This window comes from Streptomyces sp. NPDC001933, from assembly GCF_042890955.1.
Taxonomy (GTDB): domain Bacteria; phylum Actinomycetota; class Actinomycetes; order Streptomycetales; family Streptomycetaceae; genus Streptomyces.
Genome location: NZ_JBIASS010000011.1, coordinates 263,716 through 281,461, shown reverse-complemented (window position 1 = coordinate 281,461; position 17,746 = coordinate 263,716). Strand labels below are relative to the sequence as shown.

Annotated in this window: 14 protein-coding genes; 9 read left to right on the top strand and 5 right to left on the bottom strand. The window is 72.0% G+C overall.

The window, feature by feature from the left end; genetic code table 11:
- Positions 1 to 4: 4 nt before the first annotated feature.
- From ACFYY7_RS26475 to ACFYY7_RS26460, 4 genes are all read right to left on the bottom strand, one after another.
- The gene (locus ACFYY7_RS26475) at positions 5 to 2,152 is read right to left on the bottom strand and encodes an ATP-binding protein (RefSeq protein ID WP_388665128.1); all 2,148 of its coding nucleotides are present in this window, start codon (positions 2,150 to 2,152) and stop codon (positions 5 to 7) included.
- Positions 2,149 to 2,853 carry a DUF4255 domain-containing protein gene (locus ACFYY7_RS26470; protein ID WP_376307425.1) on the bottom strand — a complete coding sequence of 235 codons (705 nt, stop codon included), beginning with the start codon at positions 2,851 to 2,853 and terminating at the stop codon, positions 2,149 to 2,151. The genes ACFYY7_RS26475 and ACFYY7_RS26470 overlap by 4 nt, the downstream gene beginning before the upstream one ends.
- Positions 2,850 to 5,987, bottom strand: coding sequence for a hypothetical protein (locus ACFYY7_RS26465; RefSeq protein WP_388665126.1), 3,138 nt, complete (start codon positions 5,985 to 5,987; stop codon positions 2,850 to 2,852). The genes ACFYY7_RS26470 and ACFYY7_RS26465 overlap by 4 nt, the downstream gene beginning before the upstream one ends.
- 211 nt (positions 5,988 to 6,198) lie before the next feature.
- Positions 6,199 to 6,930: a response regulator transcription factor gene (locus ACFYY7_RS26460; RefSeq protein WP_388665124.1), complete on the bottom strand. Its 732-nt coding sequence runs from the start codon at positions 6,928 to 6,930 to the stop codon at positions 6,199 to 6,201.
- A gap of 204 nt (positions 6,931 to 7,134) precedes the next feature.
- On the opposite strand from ACFYY7_RS26460, the gene ACFYY7_RS26455 reads away from it, so the two are divergent.
- The 5 genes from ACFYY7_RS26455 to ACFYY7_RS26435 all read left to right on the top strand — a co-directional run bounded on the left by ACFYY7_RS26455 (position 7,135) and on the right by ACFYY7_RS26435 (position 11,592).
- Complete coding sequence (locus ACFYY7_RS26455) at positions 7,135 to 8,454, top strand: hydrolytic protein (protein ID WP_388665122.1); 1,320 nt, start codon at positions 7,135 to 7,137, stop codon at positions 8,452 to 8,454.
- A gap of 485 nt (positions 8,455 to 8,939) precedes the next feature.
- A complete protein-coding gene (locus tag ACFYY7_RS26450; protein ID WP_388665120.1) occupies positions 8,940 to 10,469 on the top strand; it encodes a phage tail sheath family protein in 1,530 nt (509 codons plus the stop codon).
- Between the two features lie 39 nt (positions 10,470 to 10,508).
- Positions 10,509 to 10,949: a phage tail protein gene (locus ACFYY7_RS26445; RefSeq protein ID WP_072486912.1), complete on the top strand. Its 441-nt coding sequence runs from the start codon at positions 10,509 to 10,511 to the stop codon at positions 10,947 to 10,949.
- Positions 10,946 to 11,434: a hypothetical protein gene (locus ACFYY7_RS26440; RefSeq protein ID WP_388665119.1), complete on the top strand. Its 489-nt coding sequence runs from the start codon at positions 10,946 to 10,948 to the stop codon at positions 11,432 to 11,434. The genes ACFYY7_RS26445 and ACFYY7_RS26440 overlap by 4 nt, the downstream gene beginning before the upstream one ends.
- Positions 11,434 to 11,592, top strand: a complete 159-nt coding sequence (locus ACFYY7_RS26435) for a DUF6760 family protein (RefSeq protein ID WP_164495324.1) — start codon at positions 11,434 to 11,436, stop codon at positions 11,590 to 11,592. The genes ACFYY7_RS26440 and ACFYY7_RS26435 overlap by 1 nt, the downstream gene beginning before the upstream one ends.
- Before the next feature lie 501 nt (positions 11,593 to 12,093).
- Here ACFYY7_RS26435 and ACFYY7_RS26430 read toward each other — a convergent pair.
- Positions 12,094 to 12,558, bottom strand: a complete 465-nt coding sequence (locus ACFYY7_RS26430; protein WP_388665117.1) for a hypothetical protein — start codon at positions 12,556 to 12,558, stop codon at positions 12,094 to 12,096.
- A 1,663-nt stretch (positions 12,559 to 14,221) separates the two neighbouring features.
- On the opposite strand from ACFYY7_RS26430, the gene ACFYY7_RS26425 reads away from it, so the two are divergent.
- From ACFYY7_RS26425 to ACFYY7_RS26410, 4 genes are all read left to right on the top strand, one after another.
- Entirely contained in the window at positions 14,222 to 14,689 is a 468-nt protein-coding gene (locus ACFYY7_RS26425) for a hypothetical protein (protein WP_388665115.1), read from the top strand.
- A gap of 57 nt (positions 14,690 to 14,746) precedes the next feature.
- A complete protein-coding gene (locus ACFYY7_RS26420) occupies positions 14,747 to 15,172 on the top strand; it encodes a phage tail protein (protein WP_072486909.1) in 426 nt (141 codons plus the stop codon).
- A gap of 73 nt (positions 15,173 to 15,245) precedes the next feature.
- Positions 15,246 to 15,968 carry a LysM peptidoglycan-binding domain-containing protein gene (locus tag ACFYY7_RS26415; RefSeq protein ID WP_266728345.1) on the top strand — a complete coding sequence of 241 codons (723 nt, stop codon included), beginning with the start codon at positions 15,246 to 15,248 and terminating at the stop codon, positions 15,966 to 15,968.
- Positions 15,965 to 17,731, top strand: coding sequence for a VgrG-related protein (locus ACFYY7_RS26410; RefSeq protein WP_388665113.1), 1,767 nt, complete (start codon positions 15,965 to 15,967; stop codon positions 17,729 to 17,731). Before ACFYY7_RS26415 ends, ACFYY7_RS26410 begins: the two co-directional genes overlap by 4 nt.
- The last annotated feature ends 15 nt before the right edge of the window (positions 17,732 to 17,746 follow it).

Sequence of the window (17,746 nt, the reverse complement as noted above, 5' to 3'; positions counted from 1 at the left end):
GGCGCTATCCGCCGTCGCCTCCCCGCCCACGGTCCAGCCAGGTGCCGAACTCGCTCTCCCGGACCAGCCGGCCGAGCTTGCGGTACTCCTGGATCACGGCCGAGACGATCTGCTCCATACCGAGCGGACTCCCCGATTCCGCTGCCAGGTAGGCAGCGGTCACCGCACAGGCGCGGATCGACCCGCCCGCCAGCTCGAAGCGGCCCGCGCAGAACTCCAGATCGAGCCCGGCCTCGCGCGGGAGCGCCGTCCCCAGGCAGCGGTCCCACAGGGCCAGCCGCTGCCGGGCGTCCGGCATGGGGAACTCCGCGATCACATCGAGGCGCCGGGTGAACGCCTCGTCGAGATTGCCGCGCAGATTGGTGGTGAGCACCGCGATCCCGTCGAAGGACTCCATCCGCTGGAGCAGATAGGCCGACTCCACGTTGGCATGCCGGTCGTGCGCGTCCTTGACCTGCGAGCGCTTCCCGAAAATGGCGTCCGCCTCGTCGAACAACAGGATGCCGTTGACATCGGAGGCCTCGACGAAGATCCGTTCCAGGTTCTTCTCGGTCTCACCGACGTACTTGTCCACCACCGTCGACAGATCCACGACATAGAGCTCCATGCCGAGCTCCGACGCCACCACCTCTGCCGACATGGTCTTGCCGGTGCCGGACTCACCCGCGAACAACGCGATGATGCCGCGCCCCCGGCCACCGCCCGGCCGCATCCGCCACTGACCGAGCACCTGCTCGCGGTGGCGGGCCCGCAGGGCGAGTTCGGACAGCTCGCGGCGGGTCGCGGCGGGCAGCACGAGGTCGTCCCAGCCGACCGCCGGCTCGATGCGACGGGCGAGCCGTTCGAGCCCCGCCCCGTTCTGTGCCCGGACCGCCGTGCGCAGGTCCCGCACGTCCACCGGGCGGTCCTCCAGGACGGCCAGCCGGGAAGCCACCGCGGCGGCCTTGCGCACCTGCTCGGAGTCGAGCCGGTACGAGGCGGTGGCCTCGATGAGCTCCTCGTCGGCCGACCCGCTCACGGCAGGCAGCCCGACGGACGTGCCGGCCTCCGCGAGCGCCTGCCGCCACCGCCGCGCCAGGCCCGCGGGGCCGGGGGAGTGGACCTGGACCGGGACCGGGCTCTCCCCGGCCCACAAGGGGTCCCAGTTCTTCTTCCCGTACGCGAGCAGCGGAGCACCGCCGACCGCCGCGCACAGGGCCCCGAGCAGCCGGGCCCGCTCGGGGCGTTCGGGGGCGAGCGCCTCCAGCGGCCCGAGGACGATCCCGCCGTCGCCCAGCCGGACCTCGGCCGCCAGCGTCCGTACGGCCTCCGCCGGTTCGGGAAGCGCGGCGAGCTCCGCGATGTCGACCACCAGGGGACGGCGCCCCGCGGCGAGCAGCGCCTCTACCGCCAGCCGGCCGGGGTCGCCGCCCCGGTCGAGCAGATGCACCAGCCCGCTGCCCGTGCCCAGCGCCGCCGCGACCCGCAGCACCTCCGGCCCGGTGTCCGTCCCGGAGTCCGGGGCTGCCCCGGGCCCGACCGCGCGGACCAGGCCGCGCAGCCTTCCGTCGATCTCGTCGTCGCCGAGCAGATACGCGCCGATCCGGTCCGGCACCCGCAGCACCCGTGAGAGCAGCGGGCGTTCGGCGTCGCGGACCTCCAGCAGCCCGCCCGCCACCAGCGGGGCGGACGGCGCGAAGCGGAAGCGGCCGGAACTCGCGGCGGGCAGTCCGCACAGTTCCAGTGCCAGGCCGATGGTGGGCCTGCGCCGGGTGAGGTCGTCGTTGAGATAGCCGTAGAGCTGCTCGAACCGGCTGTCGATGTCCGGGGCCAGCGCGACCAGCAGCAGGTCCACGTCCAGCTCCACCAGGCCGAAGCGCTCGGCGAGCCGTGCGATCCGGCTCCCGGGCGGGGACTGCGGCGAGGGCCCGGAGCCGTACCCCGGTACGGGCGCGAACGCGTCGCGGGCGTCCACGATCCGTTCGGCCGCCTCCGGGGTCAGGTACTGCCCCCGGTACGGATCGTCCGGCTGCGGGTCGGTGGCCCGCCGGACGGCCACGGCGTTCCTGACCCGCTGCTCGACGTGGACCAGCCGCTCCCAGAGGTCCTCGATGACCGCTGTCGGGGCCTCGGCCGGTTCGTGGACGGCACGGGTGCCCTGTGTCGTGGTCACCGGGCCGCGCCCCCGCGCCTGCGCCGGCCGGGCGGCAACTGCCGTTCCCGCTGCGCCGCGAAGCCCCGGTCGCCGGGGTCGGACGCCCCGTCGTAACGCAGCCGGCGCCCGGGCTCCGCACCGTCGCCGTCCCGGCCCGGCGCGCTCCGCACCACCAGTCCCTCGGTGACCGGCGGACCCGCGGTCGTCCGCTCACCGGCCAGCGGTGCCCACACCCGCAGGTCGATCGCGGCCTTGAGCTCACCGCCGAGCGCCGACCAGACGTCCGAGGCGGACGGCCCGTCGGTGCCCGGACCCGCCGCCTCGATCTCCACGGTCAGCCCCAGCTCGGCGAGGCTGCCGGTGTGCATGTGGGCGGGCAGCGCGTCCGACCGCACGAGACAGCGCAACGCCTCGGAGAGCAGGCGGTGTTCGTCCTGCGGGCGATTGGTCCAGGCGGTCACCAGGTACGTCAGCTCGTACCAGCGGGGCGGGGTCCGCCAGCCGATCACGACCCCCTCGTCGTCGTGCTCCTCGGCCGCGCCGGTACGGCGGCGGCCCGCGTCCTCACGGATGCGGTGCAGGAAGACGCTGATGGTGGGGGCGTTGCGCCGGGCGGACCAGTCCTTCGTCGGCGCGTCGAAGACCAGGTCGACGCCGCTGTCCTGGAGCCCGGCCTCGACCAGCAACAGCCGCAGCCCCTCGTCCACTTCGTGGATCACCGGCGTCCCACCTCGTCCGGCGGGACGATGGTGCCGGCCACTACCAGGAAGCGCGTGGTGACGGGGCCGAACCCCGGTCCCGAGGCGGTGATCGTGCGCGGCCCGGTCTGGTCCTTCGCCAGGATCAGCAGCTGCGCGATGAACGTTCCGTCACGGTGCGGGAAGGCGGGCGGCGCGGCCGCCGTGATCCCGGGTTTCCAGGTGAGCTTCACCGGTGCGCCGGGCGGGAAGTCCTTGCCCCGCACGGAGGTGACGAATCCCGGCTTGCCGACGGCGGGCACCGAGACGATCCGGGGCTGGAGGATGCGCAGCGGCTTCCTGGAGACGTTGTCACGGGTGTCGGCGTCGGTGCCGGTCGTGGTCAGCGTTCCGGTGATGGTCGTCCTCAGCGCCCGGTCGGGCTTGAGCACGACGCGGACGACCGTGGAGGCACCCGGTGCCAGATCGGGCAGTGTGCACACGCCTGCCGTGCAGCCCGGCGGAAGCGGATCCGCCGGGATCGACGCGGGCAGCCCGAGCTTCAGCCGCAGTCCGGTGGCGAGCGCGTTGCGGCCGTTGCGCACGGTGTACGTCACCACCACCCGGCCGCCGACGTAGCCGGGGCTGGGCTGTGCCCGCACCGTGACCCCGGGCCCCGCCTCGGGCTCGGGCGGCTGGGGGGCCGGCTTGGGCGGCTTGGGCGTCGGGGTGGGAGCCGGGGGCACGTCCTGGACCGGGACGGTGGTGGCGGTGGCGTTGTCCGTGGGGTTCGGGTCGACCACTGCCCCGGTGACCGACCAGCCGATCTGCTGGTCCCCGCTCGTCACTCCGGTGAGCGTGGCGGTGACTTCGATGCTCTCTCCGGGCCGGAGCACGCCCAGGTCGCACTGGGGCGATCCGGTGGCGCAGGTGCCGGCCGGGGTGGTGAGCTCCTCCAGGCGCACGCCGGGCGGGGCATCGACGGTGAGCACGGTGCCGGGCGATGCGGCGGGGCCCCGGTTGGTGACCGTGACCGGCACCGTGACGGAGGAACCCACCTCCACCGAGGGGCCGGTGGGGGGTGCGGTCAGGGCCAGGTCGACCGACTGCTGGAAGGCGGGCTCCTTCTGCCGCCCGCCGAGCCGTTCGCCGAACGGAGTCAGGGTGCCGGAGGCGAGGTCGAGCATGGACAACTGCTCCGGGGAGTTCGGACCCACCTCCCTGCGCGAGCTCAGCACCAGCCGCTCCGCATCGGGCGACCAGGCCACGTCACGGGGCTGGAAGGGCCCGGTCAGCGTCGTGTCGGGGATCTCCTGGTGGCACGCGTCGGGGTTGTCCCGCTGCACGGAAGGCAGCACGACCCGGCAGTCGTCGCCGCTCAGCGAGGTCACGACGATGCCGGAGCGCTCGTTGACCCGGCCGCCGCCGTCCTTGCGGTTGAAGGCGATCCGGGTGCCGTCGGGGGAGAAGGCGGGGCTGTCGTCGATCTTCTTGCATTCGCCGGAGCAGACGGTGACGCTGAGGTCCCGCTGCTGGTCGAGCGCCGCCACCGGCACCGTCCAGACGTGCTTGATGCCGCCCAGGCCCCGGATCACATGGTTGCGGGTGAAGGCGAGGGTGGTGCCGTCCGACGACCAGGTCGGCTGCGCGTCACCGCCCGTCAACTCCCCCTGAGGCGGCACGATCCTGCCCACGATCGCTCCGGTGGCGACATCCGCGATGAGAATGCTGCTCGGCCCGGCGGCCTCGCCGACCCCGCCGGGCGAGGTCCTGGTGAACGCCAGCTTCGTACCGTCCGGCGAGAACGTGGGGTCGGTGTCCCAGTCGCGGGGACCGCGTCCGGCGAGCGGCAACGCCGTCTTGTTCTGGCCGTCGGCGTCGGTCAGCCAGATCCGTTCGACGCGCTCCTTCGGCTGCCCCTCGAAGCGGGTCACGACGATGCGCCTGCCGTCCGCTGTGTAGTTCTGCCGTTCGGTCCACGGGTCGTAGTCAGCCGCCGGGTTGAACAGCGGGTCCTTGGCGGGGTCGGTGTTCGTGCTGGCCTCAGGGTCCTCCCTCAGGATCTCGACCCCGAGGTCCCGGGGGTCCGAACCGTCCTGCCGGACGTCCTGGAGCGTCACGTCGTTCGCCAGGAGCGGGGTCCGCCGGGCCACGACGACGGTCCCGGGGTCCATGGGGCCGACCCAGGTGGGCGATTCGACCGCCCGGTCCTCGCCGAGCGTCAGGCCCGGCTCGTTCCCGTCGAAGGCGGTCGCCCGGTAGACGTGGTCGTAGTCCTTGCACCCGCAGGTCGTGTCGGGGCTGAGGAAGAGCAGATCGTTGCCGTCCGGCAGCCAGGCGGCCGAGCGGGTGCGCCAGTCGGCCTGGACACCGGCCAGCAGGGGACGGTCGGCTCCGATGCCCTCGGTCACCCGGAGCCGGGGACCGGTCTCCTCGTCCGTGGTGAGGGTGTACGCGATTTGGGCGCGGTGGGTGTCGTCGTCCACCGGGTTCCATACCGGCTCGGTCGCGTCGCCGGCCGGGCCGTCACTGATCACCCTCGCCGCGCCGCCCGCCACGGCCCGTTCGTAGATCAGCCCGTTCCCCCCGGGACCGGAGTCGCAGGAGTACGCGATCCGCGAGCCGTCCGGGGAGAACGTCGGGGAGGTCTCGTTGTTGGGGGTGTCCGTCAGCCGCCGCAGTCCGGAGCCGTCGACCCCGACGGTCCACAGCTCGCGCTGGACCACGTCGCCCGGTCCCCGCTCCGCGGAGTCGAACACCACGGTCCGCCCGTCCGGGGAGAGTTCGGGATGCGCGGCGTCCCGGTCGGTGGTGAGCCTGCGCACCGCTCCGCCCGCGTCGCGCACGTACACCTGCGGACGCACGCTGTCGCGCAGGCTGGTGAAGACCACCACCTCACCGCGCGCGGAGGGGTCCTGGTCGTAGTGGGCGGGTCCGGGGCCGAACAGCGGCGCGGTGGTGGCCTGGTCCGAGACCCGGCCGAGGCTGCGGTGCTCGGTACCGGCGTAGGCGATGCGTCCGGCGTCCACGGGGCTTTCGTCCGCCGCCGCGGCGAGTCTCGGCGCGCCCTGGGGGGCGGACGCGGAACCCGCCACCAGCAGCGGTGCCAACAGCACCACAGCGCCTGTCAGTCGGCCCAGCCGGGTACGGCTCGCCGGGCCAGCGGTGCCGGTCACGGCCCACCTCGCAGTTCTGTCGATGACTCTCCATGACGAGCATCCCGCTCGCGCGGGGGCAATCACAGGTCCCAGGGACCCGGCCAGGGGGAAGGGACGGTTGCCCTTTGCGGCGCCTTCCTGCCCCGCCCGGCCGTTCCTGCCGCCGGCATCGGCGCGCCCCCGTGCGGCGACGTCGTCACGCCGTCCGCACGGGAGCCCGCGCCGGGTATCAGATGAGCCCGTGTCGCATGGCGTAGCCGACGGCATGGGCCCGGTTGCGCAGTTCGAGGCGGGTTGCCACTTCGTGCAGCACGTTCTTGACGGTGCGTTCGGAGTACGAGGTCTTCTGCGCGATCTCCGCGGTGCCGTAGCCCTCCGACACCAGCCTGATCATCTCCGCCTCCCGCGTCGTGAGGGTGGAGAGCGAGAGCCCCCGGGGGTCGAGGACCGTGCGCTGAAGGCTGCTGACATGGGTGAGGAGCTTTCCGAGCAGGTCGCCCGGCAGCACCCCTTCTCCGTTCGCCATCGCCGTCACCAGGTGGACGAGACTGTCCTGGTCGGCCTCCCCGCGCCTCAGCACGGCGGCGACACCGCACTCGATCATGGTCTGGAGCGCACCCGATTCGAAGAAGCCGACGACGAGTCCGGTACGGGTCGAGGTGTTGCGCTGGAGGCGGTTCAGGAGCTGGACGGTGGGCTCGTTCACCATGTCCACCACCACCAGGGAGACTTGGGCCCGGTCCGCCTCGGAATCGGCTATCAGCTCTATCTCGGGCCGTGGACGTAATTGGTGCACCACACCGGTCTGCAGGATCAGGTCCTCCGCGTAGACCGCCACGGAGACTCTGCCCCCGGGGGCTTCGGGGGTGCCTCTGCCGGCGGCGTACGCCGGCGAGGCGGACCTGCGGAACAGGCCGCGATCCACTGCTCGTTCGTTGGTTTCTGCTGCTGTCGTCGTCATTCTTCTGCGTGCCTGTCTTCCTCAGCTGCTTCCGTCCGATACGCCTGGTTCCGATCTCGACCGCCCGGGTCTCCGGCACGGGGACCGGGCCCGGGGAGGGCTCGCCGGGACATCGTGCCGTTGGGCCGCCGGGGCACCACCCCTGCCCGTTCGTTGCCCTCGCGTCTCTGCTGCGCGGCCGGGGGCTCGGCCTAACGTCGCATCGTGACCACATCTGCCGAACTCGAAACGCCCACGGTGACGGTGTCGCCCGGCACCGAAGCGACGACGACCCTGACCGTGCGCAACGACGGCGACATCGTCGAGGCGTACACGCTCGAAGTGGTCGGCGACTGCGCCGCTTGGAGCACCGTCGAGCCGGCCCGCGTGTCCCTCTACCCGGGCACCTCCGAAGTGGTGACCGTACGGCTCGCGCCGCCCAGATCCCACGAGGTCCGGGCCGGCGAGATACCCCTGGGCGTCCGCGTCCTGCCCGCCGAGCACCCCGAGTCGGTGGCGGTTCCCGAGGCCACGGTGGTCGTCGGGCCCTTCCACGAACTCCGGGCGGAGCTCGACCCGCGCCGACGCTCCGGCTGGCTGGGCGCCCGCTTCCGGGCCGCGGTGCAGAACAGGGGAAACACCGCGGTCGATGTCGCTCTCACCGGCAAGCAGGCCGGGGAGGAACTCCGCCTGGCCTTCACCGAGGGCCAACGGCGCCTGGAACCGGGCGAGTCCGCCGAGGTGGGCCTGCGGCTCCGGGCCCGGAAACTGATCTGGTTCGGGCAGCCGGTCGCCTGGCCGTTCGAGGTCGAGGCTGCCGAGACCACCGAAGGGGGCACCGACGGTGAGCAGCCCGGCCGCTCCGAGACGCTGCCCGGTGAGTTCTCCCAACTGCCGGTGCTGCCCCGCTGGTTGCTGATCGTCCTGGCCGCGCTGCTGGCACTGTTGCTCGCGTGGTTCGCGCTGGTGAGGCCCGCGGTGCGGAGCACCGCGAAGCAGGCGGCGAACGAGGCCGCGCAGGAGAAGACGCCCCCCGGCGGGAAACAGGACGCGGCGGCGGGCGGCACGGGTGACCCGACCGGCGGCCAGGGGCAGGAGAAGGGTGACGGGAAGGGCAAGCCGAACGGCTCCGGGGGCGCCGGCTCGGGAGGTTCCAGTTCGGGAGCGGACGGCGGGACCGGCGGTACCCAGCAGAGCTCGGCGACGATCGATGTGCAGACCCGGTCCGGCGGCGAGAAGAAGGGGACCTACCAGGTTCCGGAGGGCAAGGTATTCGGAATCACGGACATCGTGGTGGCGAACTTCCAGGGCGACGAAGGGGTGCTGACGATCTCCTTCGGGGAACGGAAGATCACCACCATCGCACTGGAGACTTTCCGCAACCAGGACTATCACTGGGTCACCCCCATCCAGATTCAGCAGAACGACACCGTCACCGCATCCGTGACCTGCAACAAACCCGGCACCCCGGCGACCGGAACTCAGGCTTCCGAATGCCATCAGGTGCTCAATGTCAGCGGTGTGCTGAGCGACCTCGCACCGTAGGAACAAAGCGTCTGGCCTCCTGCTTCCTCCACGGGAGATGAGAACAGCAGAGATCTCGTTCCAGGGAAAACCGGCTTGCCGGTCTTTGACGGTTTCCTTCCCCTGCGCACATTAAGAGGTGAGGAGGGGCGGTCAAGGACCGGATTCGGTCACCAAAGCCCGACAGAGCCGTCGGGGCCCGACAATTATGGCTGATTTCCGCCTGTGCGACACCGGCGGCCGGGCGCCCGAATTCTCCTCGGGGGCATCGGCCGTTGCCCCGGTGAGCGCCTTCCGGAGATCCACTGTTCACACCGGTGTCACATGGCTGGAACAGAGAATGTTCCGGCCGTCGGGCCCGGCCCGCAAAGGGAAGCGTTTCCTGCCCCGCGGGTGCCTGGGAAGGCAGCACCCTTGCCCCGTGCCCAGGACCTTGAGACCTACTGTCCGCCACCGCCGCCGGGGAAGACTCGGCGACGAACGAATGACCACGCGAAGGAGCGAGCATGCCGTCGTACCTCACCCCGGGTGTTTACGTGGAGGAGGTGCAGTCCGGTGCGCGGCCCATCGAGGGAGTCGGCACCGCGGTCGCAGCCTTCGTCGGTTTCGCGGAGTCCGGCCCCTTCCACCAGCCGACGCTGGTGACCAACTGGGACCAGTACGTCCAGACCTTCGGCACCTTCACCGCCGGCACCTATCTGACCCCCGCGGTCTACGGCTACTTCGCCAACGGCGGCGGCGCGGCCTACATCGTGCGCATCGGCGGCCCCGCGCAGGACCAGACGCAGCAGTCCGTGGCCGGGCCGGCCACGCCCGCCGCCCTCGGAGGGTTCCAGGTCTCCGCGCGGCCCGGCGCGGGCGCCGACCTCTCCGTCGAGGTCACCGACACCGAGGGCGAGAACCCTCCGGAGGACCGGTTCCGGCTGCTGGTGCGGCAGGCCGGCAAGGTCGTGGAGACCTACGACGTCTCCAGCCGCAAGAACGTCAAGGGCTATCTCGTCACCCAGGCCCGCCAGTCCAAGCTCATCGAGGTCACCGAGCAGCCCGGCGCGGCCCAGACCCGCCCCGAGAACCAGAGCCTCGCCCTCGCGGCCGCCGCTGCCGCCCCCGGAGCCGGTGTCGCACGGCTCGACCCGTCCGAGTACGTCGGTGACGCCGCCGCCCGCACCGGGTTCGCGGGACTCGAAGCGATCGACGAGATCACCATGGTCGCCGTCCCGGACCTGATGAGCGCCTACCAGCGCGGGGAGATCGACGCCGACGGCGTCAAGGCCGTGCAGCTGGCGGTGATCTCGCACTGCGAGCAGATGGGCGACCGGGTCGCCGTCCTGGACACCCCGCCGGGCATGAACGCCCAGCGGGTCCGTACCTGGCGCAACGACGACGCCGGATACGACTCGCGCTACGCCACCGTGTACTACCCGTGGCTCAAGGTCTTCGACCCGGCGACCGGCCAGAACGCCCTGGTGCCGCCGAGCGGTCACGTCGCGGGCGTCTGGGCACGCAGCGACGGCGAGCGCGGTGTGCACAAGGCCCCCGCCAACGAGGTCATCCGCGGCGCGCTGGACCTGGAGATCCGCCTCAGCAAGGGCGAGCAGGACCTGCTGAACCCGATCGGGGTCAACTGCGTGCGCGCCTTCCCCGGGCGCGGCATCCGGATCTGGGGCGCGCGCACCCTCTCGTCCGACCCGGCCTGGCGCTACCTCAACGTGCGCCGCCTCTTCAACTACCTGGAGGAGTCGATCCTCCTGGGCACCCAGTGGGTGGTGTTCGAGCCGAACGACGACCGTCTCTGGTCGAGCATCCGGCGCAACGTCACCGCCTTCCTCACCGAGGAGTGGCGCCGCGGTGCGCTCTTCGGCCGCACGGCCGAGGAAGCGTTCTACGTCAAGTGCGACCGCGACAACAATCCGCAGGAGTCGATCGACCTCGGCCAGGTCGTGTGCGAGATCGGCGTGGCTCCGGTGAAGCCCGCGGAGTTCGTGATCTTCCGCCTCGCGCAGTTCTCCGACAGCACGAGCCTCGTCAACGAGTGACCCGACAGGGTCCCCGAACGGAACAGGTGACACAGAGTCATGGCAGAGGGCGACGCTCTTTCCACCCACGTCTTCGGCGTGCAGCTGGGCGGCTATCTCGTCGAGTCGATCCAAGAGATCAGCGGATTGACTGTCGAGGAGGAAGTCGTCGAGGTCCGTCAAGTGACCGCCGAGGGCAAGCAGATCATCCGCAAGCAGCCCGGCGCACGCCAGGCGGGCGAGGTGACGATCACCCGCGGGCTCGACAAGAGCAGCGAGTTCACCAAATGGATCAAGGAGACGCTCAACAACGGTGCGGTCGACACCGCGCGCCAGAACCTGACCATCGAGATCAAGGACTCGAAGGGTGAGACGGTCCGGCGCATCCAGCTGATGCAGGGCTGGGCCAGCAAGTGGGAGGGGCCCTCGCTGAAGGCCGGCGAGTCCAGTGCCGCCACCGAGTCGGTGACCATCACCTTCGAGGAGATCGTCGTCGAATGAGGCGCAGGACCGTTACGTCGGGCGGGCTCGACGAAGTCCTCGACAGCCTCGCGTCCACCCAGCCCGCCGCACGCGAGGAGGCGGCTCCCGCGCCGCCGCCGGCCCGTGACCAGCAGGCGATGCGTTCGGAGTTCGAGTTCGAGCTCCCGCGCGGATACGTGGACGACGAGGGCCAGGTCCACCGGCGCGGCTCGATGCGGCTCGCGACGGCACGGGACGAGCTGCGCCCGCAGATCGACCTGCGGGTGAAGGAGAACCCGGCGTACCTGTCGGTGGTGCTGCTGAGTCAGGTGATCACCCAGCTCGGCACCATCACCGATGTGCACGCCGGGGTCGTCGAGCGGATGTACGCCACGGATGTGGCGTTCCTCCAGGACTTCTACCGCCGGATCAACAGCGAGGGGCACACGCACGCCGCGGTGACCTGTCCGCTGTGCCACGGATCGTTCGAGGTGGACCTCTCGGGTGGGCGCCTGGGGGAATAGTGACGTACGCGCTTCCCCGGTTGCGGGAGGAGATCGCGTACGTCGCCTACCACTTCCATTGGCCACGAGAGGACATCCTCGACCTCACCCACGCCGAGCGTCAGGAGTGGGTACGGGAGATAGCGCGGATCAACACCCGCGTCAACGAAGGCGGGTGATCGTGTGGGTCTCGGGAACTGGTTCCGCCGAGGGGACCGCCGGCAGTCCCCAACGCCCTCCAGGGACGGGGACGTGGCCGGCTCCGGCTCCGTCGCTGCCGCCGGCACTCAGGAACCGGAGGCCGGCCGGAGCGACAGCGGGGCCGGTCCGCGGGACAGCGGCCCGGGTGGCGCCGGGGATGGTGGCCAGGACGGCGGCTGGGACGGTGGCTGGCGGCGGGTCGCACCGCCGGCGGTGACCGTCGCCCGGTCCTCGATCGGGGTGAGCGACGGTCTGCGGTTCCGGGACGGCCTCGCCTCGTGGCAGAACCTCGCGTTCGCGGGCGAACTCGGCCATGCCGTGCTGCCGTCCGCACCGGTGGGCCTGATCCACGGCGTCGCCCGTCCGGGCGGCGCGCGGTCCACTGCTCCCGGCGGACCGCTGCTGCTGCGTGCCGCCCGGACCGGGACGGACGGGGAGGCGGAATCCGCGGCGGGTGGGAGGCCGGCTACCGAGACCGTTCAGAGGTCCGGCGGTGCGACGACCACTCGCTCCTCCGGGAGCGGGACACCGGTGCGGCAGAGCCGCGGCGGCGGTTCGACCACGCGGGAATCCACGGCAGGGGCGGCCCCGGCGAGGAGCACGGCGCGGGCGAGCGGTACGCCGTCGGCCTCGGCTCCGGGAACGGACGCGGCGTCGGGAAAGGCCTCTGCTCCGGGAACGGACGTGGCTCGGGGAACGGCCTCGGCTGCGGGAACGGACGCGGCTCGGGGGCCGGTCGCCGCGTCGGCGTCGCAGCAGCACGAGGGCATCGCATCATCGGCACCGGTTTCGCTCCAGCGCGCCCGGCCCGCCGCCGTACGCCCTCGGCGGACCGCCCCGCCCCTGATCACGGCCCGGCGTCCGGCGATGGCGTTGCGGCAGATCGCCGGGATCCTGCCGCCCGAGGCTTCCGAGCCTTCCGTACCGGCCACTCCCGTCGCCACCGCCGACACCACAGCCACCCCTGCCCTGCCGACGGACCACACCGCCGATCGGCCGGCTGCCGCACCGGTACGTCCCGCTCTGGGCAAGCCCCTGCGGGAGCTGCCCATCGGGGCGGTCGCCGCCGACACGACGGTGCCGGGCGGGGTTGTGCCTTCCGCCCCGGCAGGGCAAGAGCCGGTGGGCATGCCCGTGTTGCAACGCCAGGCGTCGGAGACGGCAGCCCCTGCGGCGAACACACCGTCGCCGGAGGCGGCGAAGCCGTCGGTGCGTCAGCCGCCGCCCCTGGACGGCCGAGTTCCGAAGACCCAGGCTCCGCAGTCGTCGCAGCCGTCGCAGGCTCCGCACTTGTCACAGCCACCTCAGCCACTTCAGCCGTCACAACCTTCGCGGCCGTCTCAGCCGGATGTGTCCGGTTCACCGGCTCGCACCCGTGGCGGTATCGGTGCCCCGCTCACCTCGCTTCCGTCGACCGCCAGGCTCCGGAGCGACGCACCGCTGCTCGGTGACCGCCGCAGGGCGCAACCGGGAAGCGCGGGCCCTCGGCCGAACACGGCGTCGGCGGGAGGGCCCGGGGCGGCCCCGCTCCAGCTCTCCTCCTCGGCACCGGCACCGGCCGATCCGGCGTCGAAGGCCCTCAACACGTCTGCCGAGATGCCGGTGCGCTCGTCCGGAGCGCCCGCTCGGCCCGGCGCGTCCACGCCGGAACCTGCCGCCGTCCAGCGCGCGGCAGACACCACACGTCCGAACACCCCCCTCAGTGCCCCGCCCCCGTCCGTGTCTCCTTCCGCTCCCGCTGGGCCGGTACGTGTCCGGAGGATCACCCCGGAGCGGGAGAAGGGACCGGCAGCCGGGGCTGCGGCCGGCCCCGGGGGATCGGCATCCGTCGTTCAGCGCTCGCGGGCTCTCCTCGCGGGCAGGGCCCTGGACGTGAGCACCGGCTCAGCCGAGGGCTTCTCGGCGCCCACGACGGCGGGCAGCACGGCCCGGCCGGTCGTGGCAGCCACCTGGCGCCGTGATGCACAGCAGTCCGGGCGTGACGCGTCGCCGTCGCCGGCGCGCGGGAACGCGCGTACCGGGGAACACCGGACACAGCCGGATGCCGCACCCCGGCCCTCGGCTCCCGGCGGGCCGACGCCCGGTGGCGCGGGGCCGGGTGGGACCGTCCAACGCCTCGTGTCCGCAAGCCCCTCGACCGGCACCATCCCGAGCAGCGGTACGCCCTCGGACCGTACCCCCGCCGGTGCCCCCGGCCGCGTTACGCGTACCGGCGCCGGAGCCGGAACCGAATCCAGGACCGGTACCGAATCCAGGACCGAAACCGGAAGCAGGACCAAGCCCGACCCGCGCCCCGGTCGTGGACCGGCGGCGGCCCGCTCGCTCCTGCGGCTCGTACAACGTTCGCCGCGCGGCAGCGTGACAACGCCACCCTCGCGGTCGGACGTACACCCCCCGGGGCAGAGCCCCGCAAAGTCACACTCCGCACCGCCACCGCCCCCGGCGCCACGCCGCCCCGTACCCGACGTCCCGTCCACGCCGTCCGATGTCCCGTCCATGCCGTCCGCCGTGACGTCCGCGCCGTCCGCTGCCCGGCCGGTCCCGGTCGTGCGCCCGCATCCGCCCGGGACCGGCCGGCCAGGAGCAACCGCCGTACCCGTACAGCGGATGGCTTTCCCGGTGGTGCCGGAATCGGCCGCCCCTGCGACCACCGGACCGGTGCCCGAGTCCGCCATGTCCGCGCCCACCGGACCTCCGGCCCTGGCGGTACGGATTCCACAACGCGCACAGACTCCGCCTCCGAATCCGACGCCGGTCCCGAGTCCGCCTCCGGCTGCCGGGGCCCGTGCCTCCGCCGCCACCGCCGAGGTGCTCCAGCGCGCGGCGGCCGACGCCGGGATCACCGGCGTTCCGGTACGGGCGGCCCCGGTGAAGCGCGCCGAGCCGCCGGGCAGGACCGCCTCGACCGGACCGGACGCCTCGGCCACCGCGGACCCGCCGGCCGCACACCGGGTCACCGGGGCGGACATCGAGGAACTGGCCCGCCGGCTGATCGATCCGGTGAGCCGCCTGATCCGCGCGGACCTGCGCAGAGGGCGGGAACGTACCGGACGGCCGTACGACGGCCGTCGCTGACAACGCTCCGGCCCCCTCCGCAACGTACGTGGCAACAGCAGAGAAGAAGAGAAGCACATGACGGACAACATCTTCGCGACGAGTGTGTTCTTCAAGCTCGTCATCGGAGGCAGCGACCTGGGGGCCTTCCACACCTGCTCGGGTCTGGGCGCCGAGGTGGAGATGGAGCAGTACGCCGAGGGCGGCAACAACGGCTTCACCTGGCAGCTGCCGGGGCGGATCACCTGGACCAACATCACACTGACCCGCCCCGTCACCGCCGACACGCTCAAGATCGCGCGATGGCTGAACGAGACGATCCAGCGGGTCGAGCCCAAGGACGGCGAGATCGTCGCGCTCCGCCCGGACCTCAGCCGCATCATCAGCTGGCAGGTGCACGGCATCGTGCCGGTCCGCTGGCAGGGGCCGTCCTTCGACCCCGCCAACTCCCAGGCGGCGATCGAGACCCTGGAGATCGCGCACGAGGGCCTGGAACCGTCCTGATGAGCCGTCATGTTCCATATCGCGCACGGCAGTAGCCGCAGGTAGCAGAGAAGATTCGGGAAGGAGGAGCGCAATGTCACCCGCTGTCCGTACGAGCCGTGCCCGCGCCCAGCTGACCATCATGGAACCGCCGACGACCGTCGGCGCCAAACCGGGCGGGAGCCTCGCCCGGCTCACGTTGCAGTTCAACCCCGCGAAGCTGTCGCTGAGTAAGAGCACCGAGTGGCGGCGCACGCCGTCCCGGATGGCCGGGCAGTCCGCGCTGCCCGAGTTCGTGGGCAGCGGGCCCCGGTCGTTGTCCCTGGAGGTCTTCCTGGACGCCACCGCCACCCATGACAACTCGGTGGAGAAGGCGGTGGAACAGCTCATGACGGCCTGTGTGCCCACCCCGAGCAGCCTGGCCCGCAAGACGCCCGCCAGCCCCTGGGTCCGCTTCGACTGGGGCACGTCGAAGACGACCTCGTTCGACGGCGTTATGTCCAACCTCTCCGTCTCGTACACCTTGTTCGACGTCGACGGAAAGCCGCTGCGCGCCACCTGCTCGCTCTCGATCGAGGAGGCGAGCGTCGATCCGGCCGGGCAGAACCCCACCTCGGGCTCGCGGGAGGCGCGCCGTACCCACCGGGTGGTCGCAGGTGACAGCCTGCCGCTGCTCGCGTGGCGGGAGTACGGCGACGCCACCGCGTGGCGCACCATCGCCGAGGCCAACGACGTCGACGACCCGATGCAGTTGATACCCGGCAGGGAGCTGGTCGTGCCCGGACTGGAAGACCACACCCCGGAGGGTGGCCGATGACCGCCGCCGGCCGATCCTTCGCCGCGGATCCGATCGTCGAGGCCCCCGGTGAGCTGCCCGCCGCCTGGGCGGCCCAGCTGGTGAGCTGCGTGGTCGACGAGAACGTCGGCCTGCCGGACACCGCCGTGCTGATGTACCGGGACCCCGATCACAAGCTGCTCACCGCCACCGGAATCACCATCGGTACCCCGGTGAAGATCTCGGTGGTCACCGTGCAGGAGCGGGTGCGCGAGCGGCTGTTCACCGGTGAGGTCACCGCCGTCGAGCTGGACAGCGACACCACCGGTTCGTTCACGGTGGTCCGGGCCTTCTCCAAGGCCCACCGGCTCCAGCGCGGCCGGAAGGTGGTGGCCTTCCGCAACATGAAGACCGCCGACATCGTCCGCAAGGTCGCCTCGGGTGCCGGGCTGGCCTGCGGAAAGATCGAGGCCGCCCCGATCACGTACAAGCAGCTGACCCAGCCCAACGTCTCCGACTGGGAGTTCCTCCAGTACCTCGCGGGCGAGAGCGGTGCGCACGTACGGGTGGACGACAAGGGGCTGTTGCAGTTCGTGAAGCCGAAGCCCGCCTCCTCGGCACCCTCGCCCGCCACTTCCGCCACCCGCCACCCGATGGTTCTGGAGTACGGGCGCAACCTGCTGGCCCTGCGGGCCGTGCTGACCGGTGCGGACGGGGCGGACAGCGTGGAGGTGCGCGGCTGGAACGTCGACACCAAGACCCGGCTGGTGGCCCGCGAGCAGTCCATCCGCAGCGACACCGTGTCCCCCGGGTTGAGCCCGTCGCTGGCCGCCGGGGCGTTCGGCCCGAACGCGCGGATGACGGTCGCCGACACCCCGTACCGGACCCAGGCCGAGGCCACCGCCGTGGCCGGATCGGTGGCCGCCTCGGTGAGCTCCGGCTTCGGCGAGATCGAGGCGGTCGCCGAGGGCAACCCGCAGCTGCGGGCGGGCCTGCCGGTGGCCCTCGGCAACGTCGGGCCCGCGTTCGCCGGGCGCTACACGGCGACCGCCGTGCACCACGTGCTCGAACCGAACGGTGGCTACCGCACCACCGTGCTGGTGAGCGCGGCGCCCGACCGCTCGCTGGCGGGACTGACCAGTGGCTCCGACGCGTCCTCGCGCGGCCCGCGCATGCCGGGGCTGGCGATCGGTGTGGTCACCGACATCCGGGAGGGCAAGACCGAACGGGGCTGGGTCCGGCTGAAGTTCCCCTGGCTCGACGACACCTATGTGACCGACTGGGTCCGGACGGTGCAGTGGGGTGGCCAGGGCGGCGGCGGGGTGTTCAGCCCCGAGGTCAACGACGAGGTGCTCGTCGGGTTCGAGCAGGGGCTGCTGGACAGTCCCTATGTGCTGGGCGGCCTCTACAACGGGGTCGACAAGCCCTCGCCGCACGACGTGCCGCTCGTCGACCCGACCAGCGGAAAGGTCAACCGCCGGTCGCTGGTGTCCCGTTCGGGCAACCGGCTGGAGCTGCTGGACGCCCCGCGCGGACCGTCCGGTGTCCGGCTGGCCACCGGCGACAAGCGGCTCGAAGTCACCCTGGACGAACGGCGGAGCGAGATCGCGGTGACGGTGTACGCCCGCGGCGGCACCCGCGCGCTGAGCTCCGTGACCCTCTCCTCGTCGGGCATCACACTCGACGCCGGTACGGGCGACGTGAACATCAAGGGCCGCTCGGTGAACGTCAACGGCAAGACGGGCGTCACGATCGACGGCGGACTGCTCGGCGTGCTCAAGGCCAAGCTCATCAGGATCAACTGACGCCCCCACCAACCC

What these genes read in the sequence shown, in the direction of transcription:
- ACFYY7_RS26460 (WP_388665124.1), bottom strand. Translation starts at nt 6,930, where the DNA reads ATGACGACGACAGCAGCAGAAACCAACGAACGAGCAGTGGATCGCGGC.
- ACFYY7_RS26450 (WP_388665120.1), top strand. Translation starts at nt 8,940, where the DNA reads ATGCCGTCGTACCTCACCCCGGGTGTTTACGTGGAGGAGGTGCAGTCC.
- ACFYY7_RS26445 (WP_072486912.1), top strand. Translation starts at nt 10,509, where the DNA reads ATGGCAGAGGGCGACGCTCTTTCCACCCACGTCTTCGGCGTGCAGCTG.
- ACFYY7_RS26440 (WP_388665119.1), top strand. Translation starts at nt 10,946, where the DNA reads ATGAGGCGCAGGACCGTTACGTCGGGCGGGCTCGACGAAGTCCTCGAC.
- ACFYY7_RS26425 (WP_388665115.1), top strand. Translation starts at nt 14,222, where the DNA reads ATGGCTTTCCCGGTGGTGCCGGAATCGGCCGCCCCTGCGACCACCGGA.
- ACFYY7_RS26420 (WP_072486909.1), top strand. Translation starts at nt 14,747, where the DNA reads ATGACGGACAACATCTTCGCGACGAGTGTGTTCTTCAAGCTCGTCATC.
- ACFYY7_RS26415 (WP_266728345.1), top strand. Translation starts at nt 15,246, where the DNA reads ATGTCACCCGCTGTCCGTACGAGCCGTGCCCGCGCCCAGCTGACCATC.
- ACFYY7_RS26410 (WP_388665113.1), top strand. Translation starts at nt 15,965, where the DNA reads ATGACCGCCGCCGGCCGATCCTTCGCCGCGGATCCGATCGTCGAGGCC.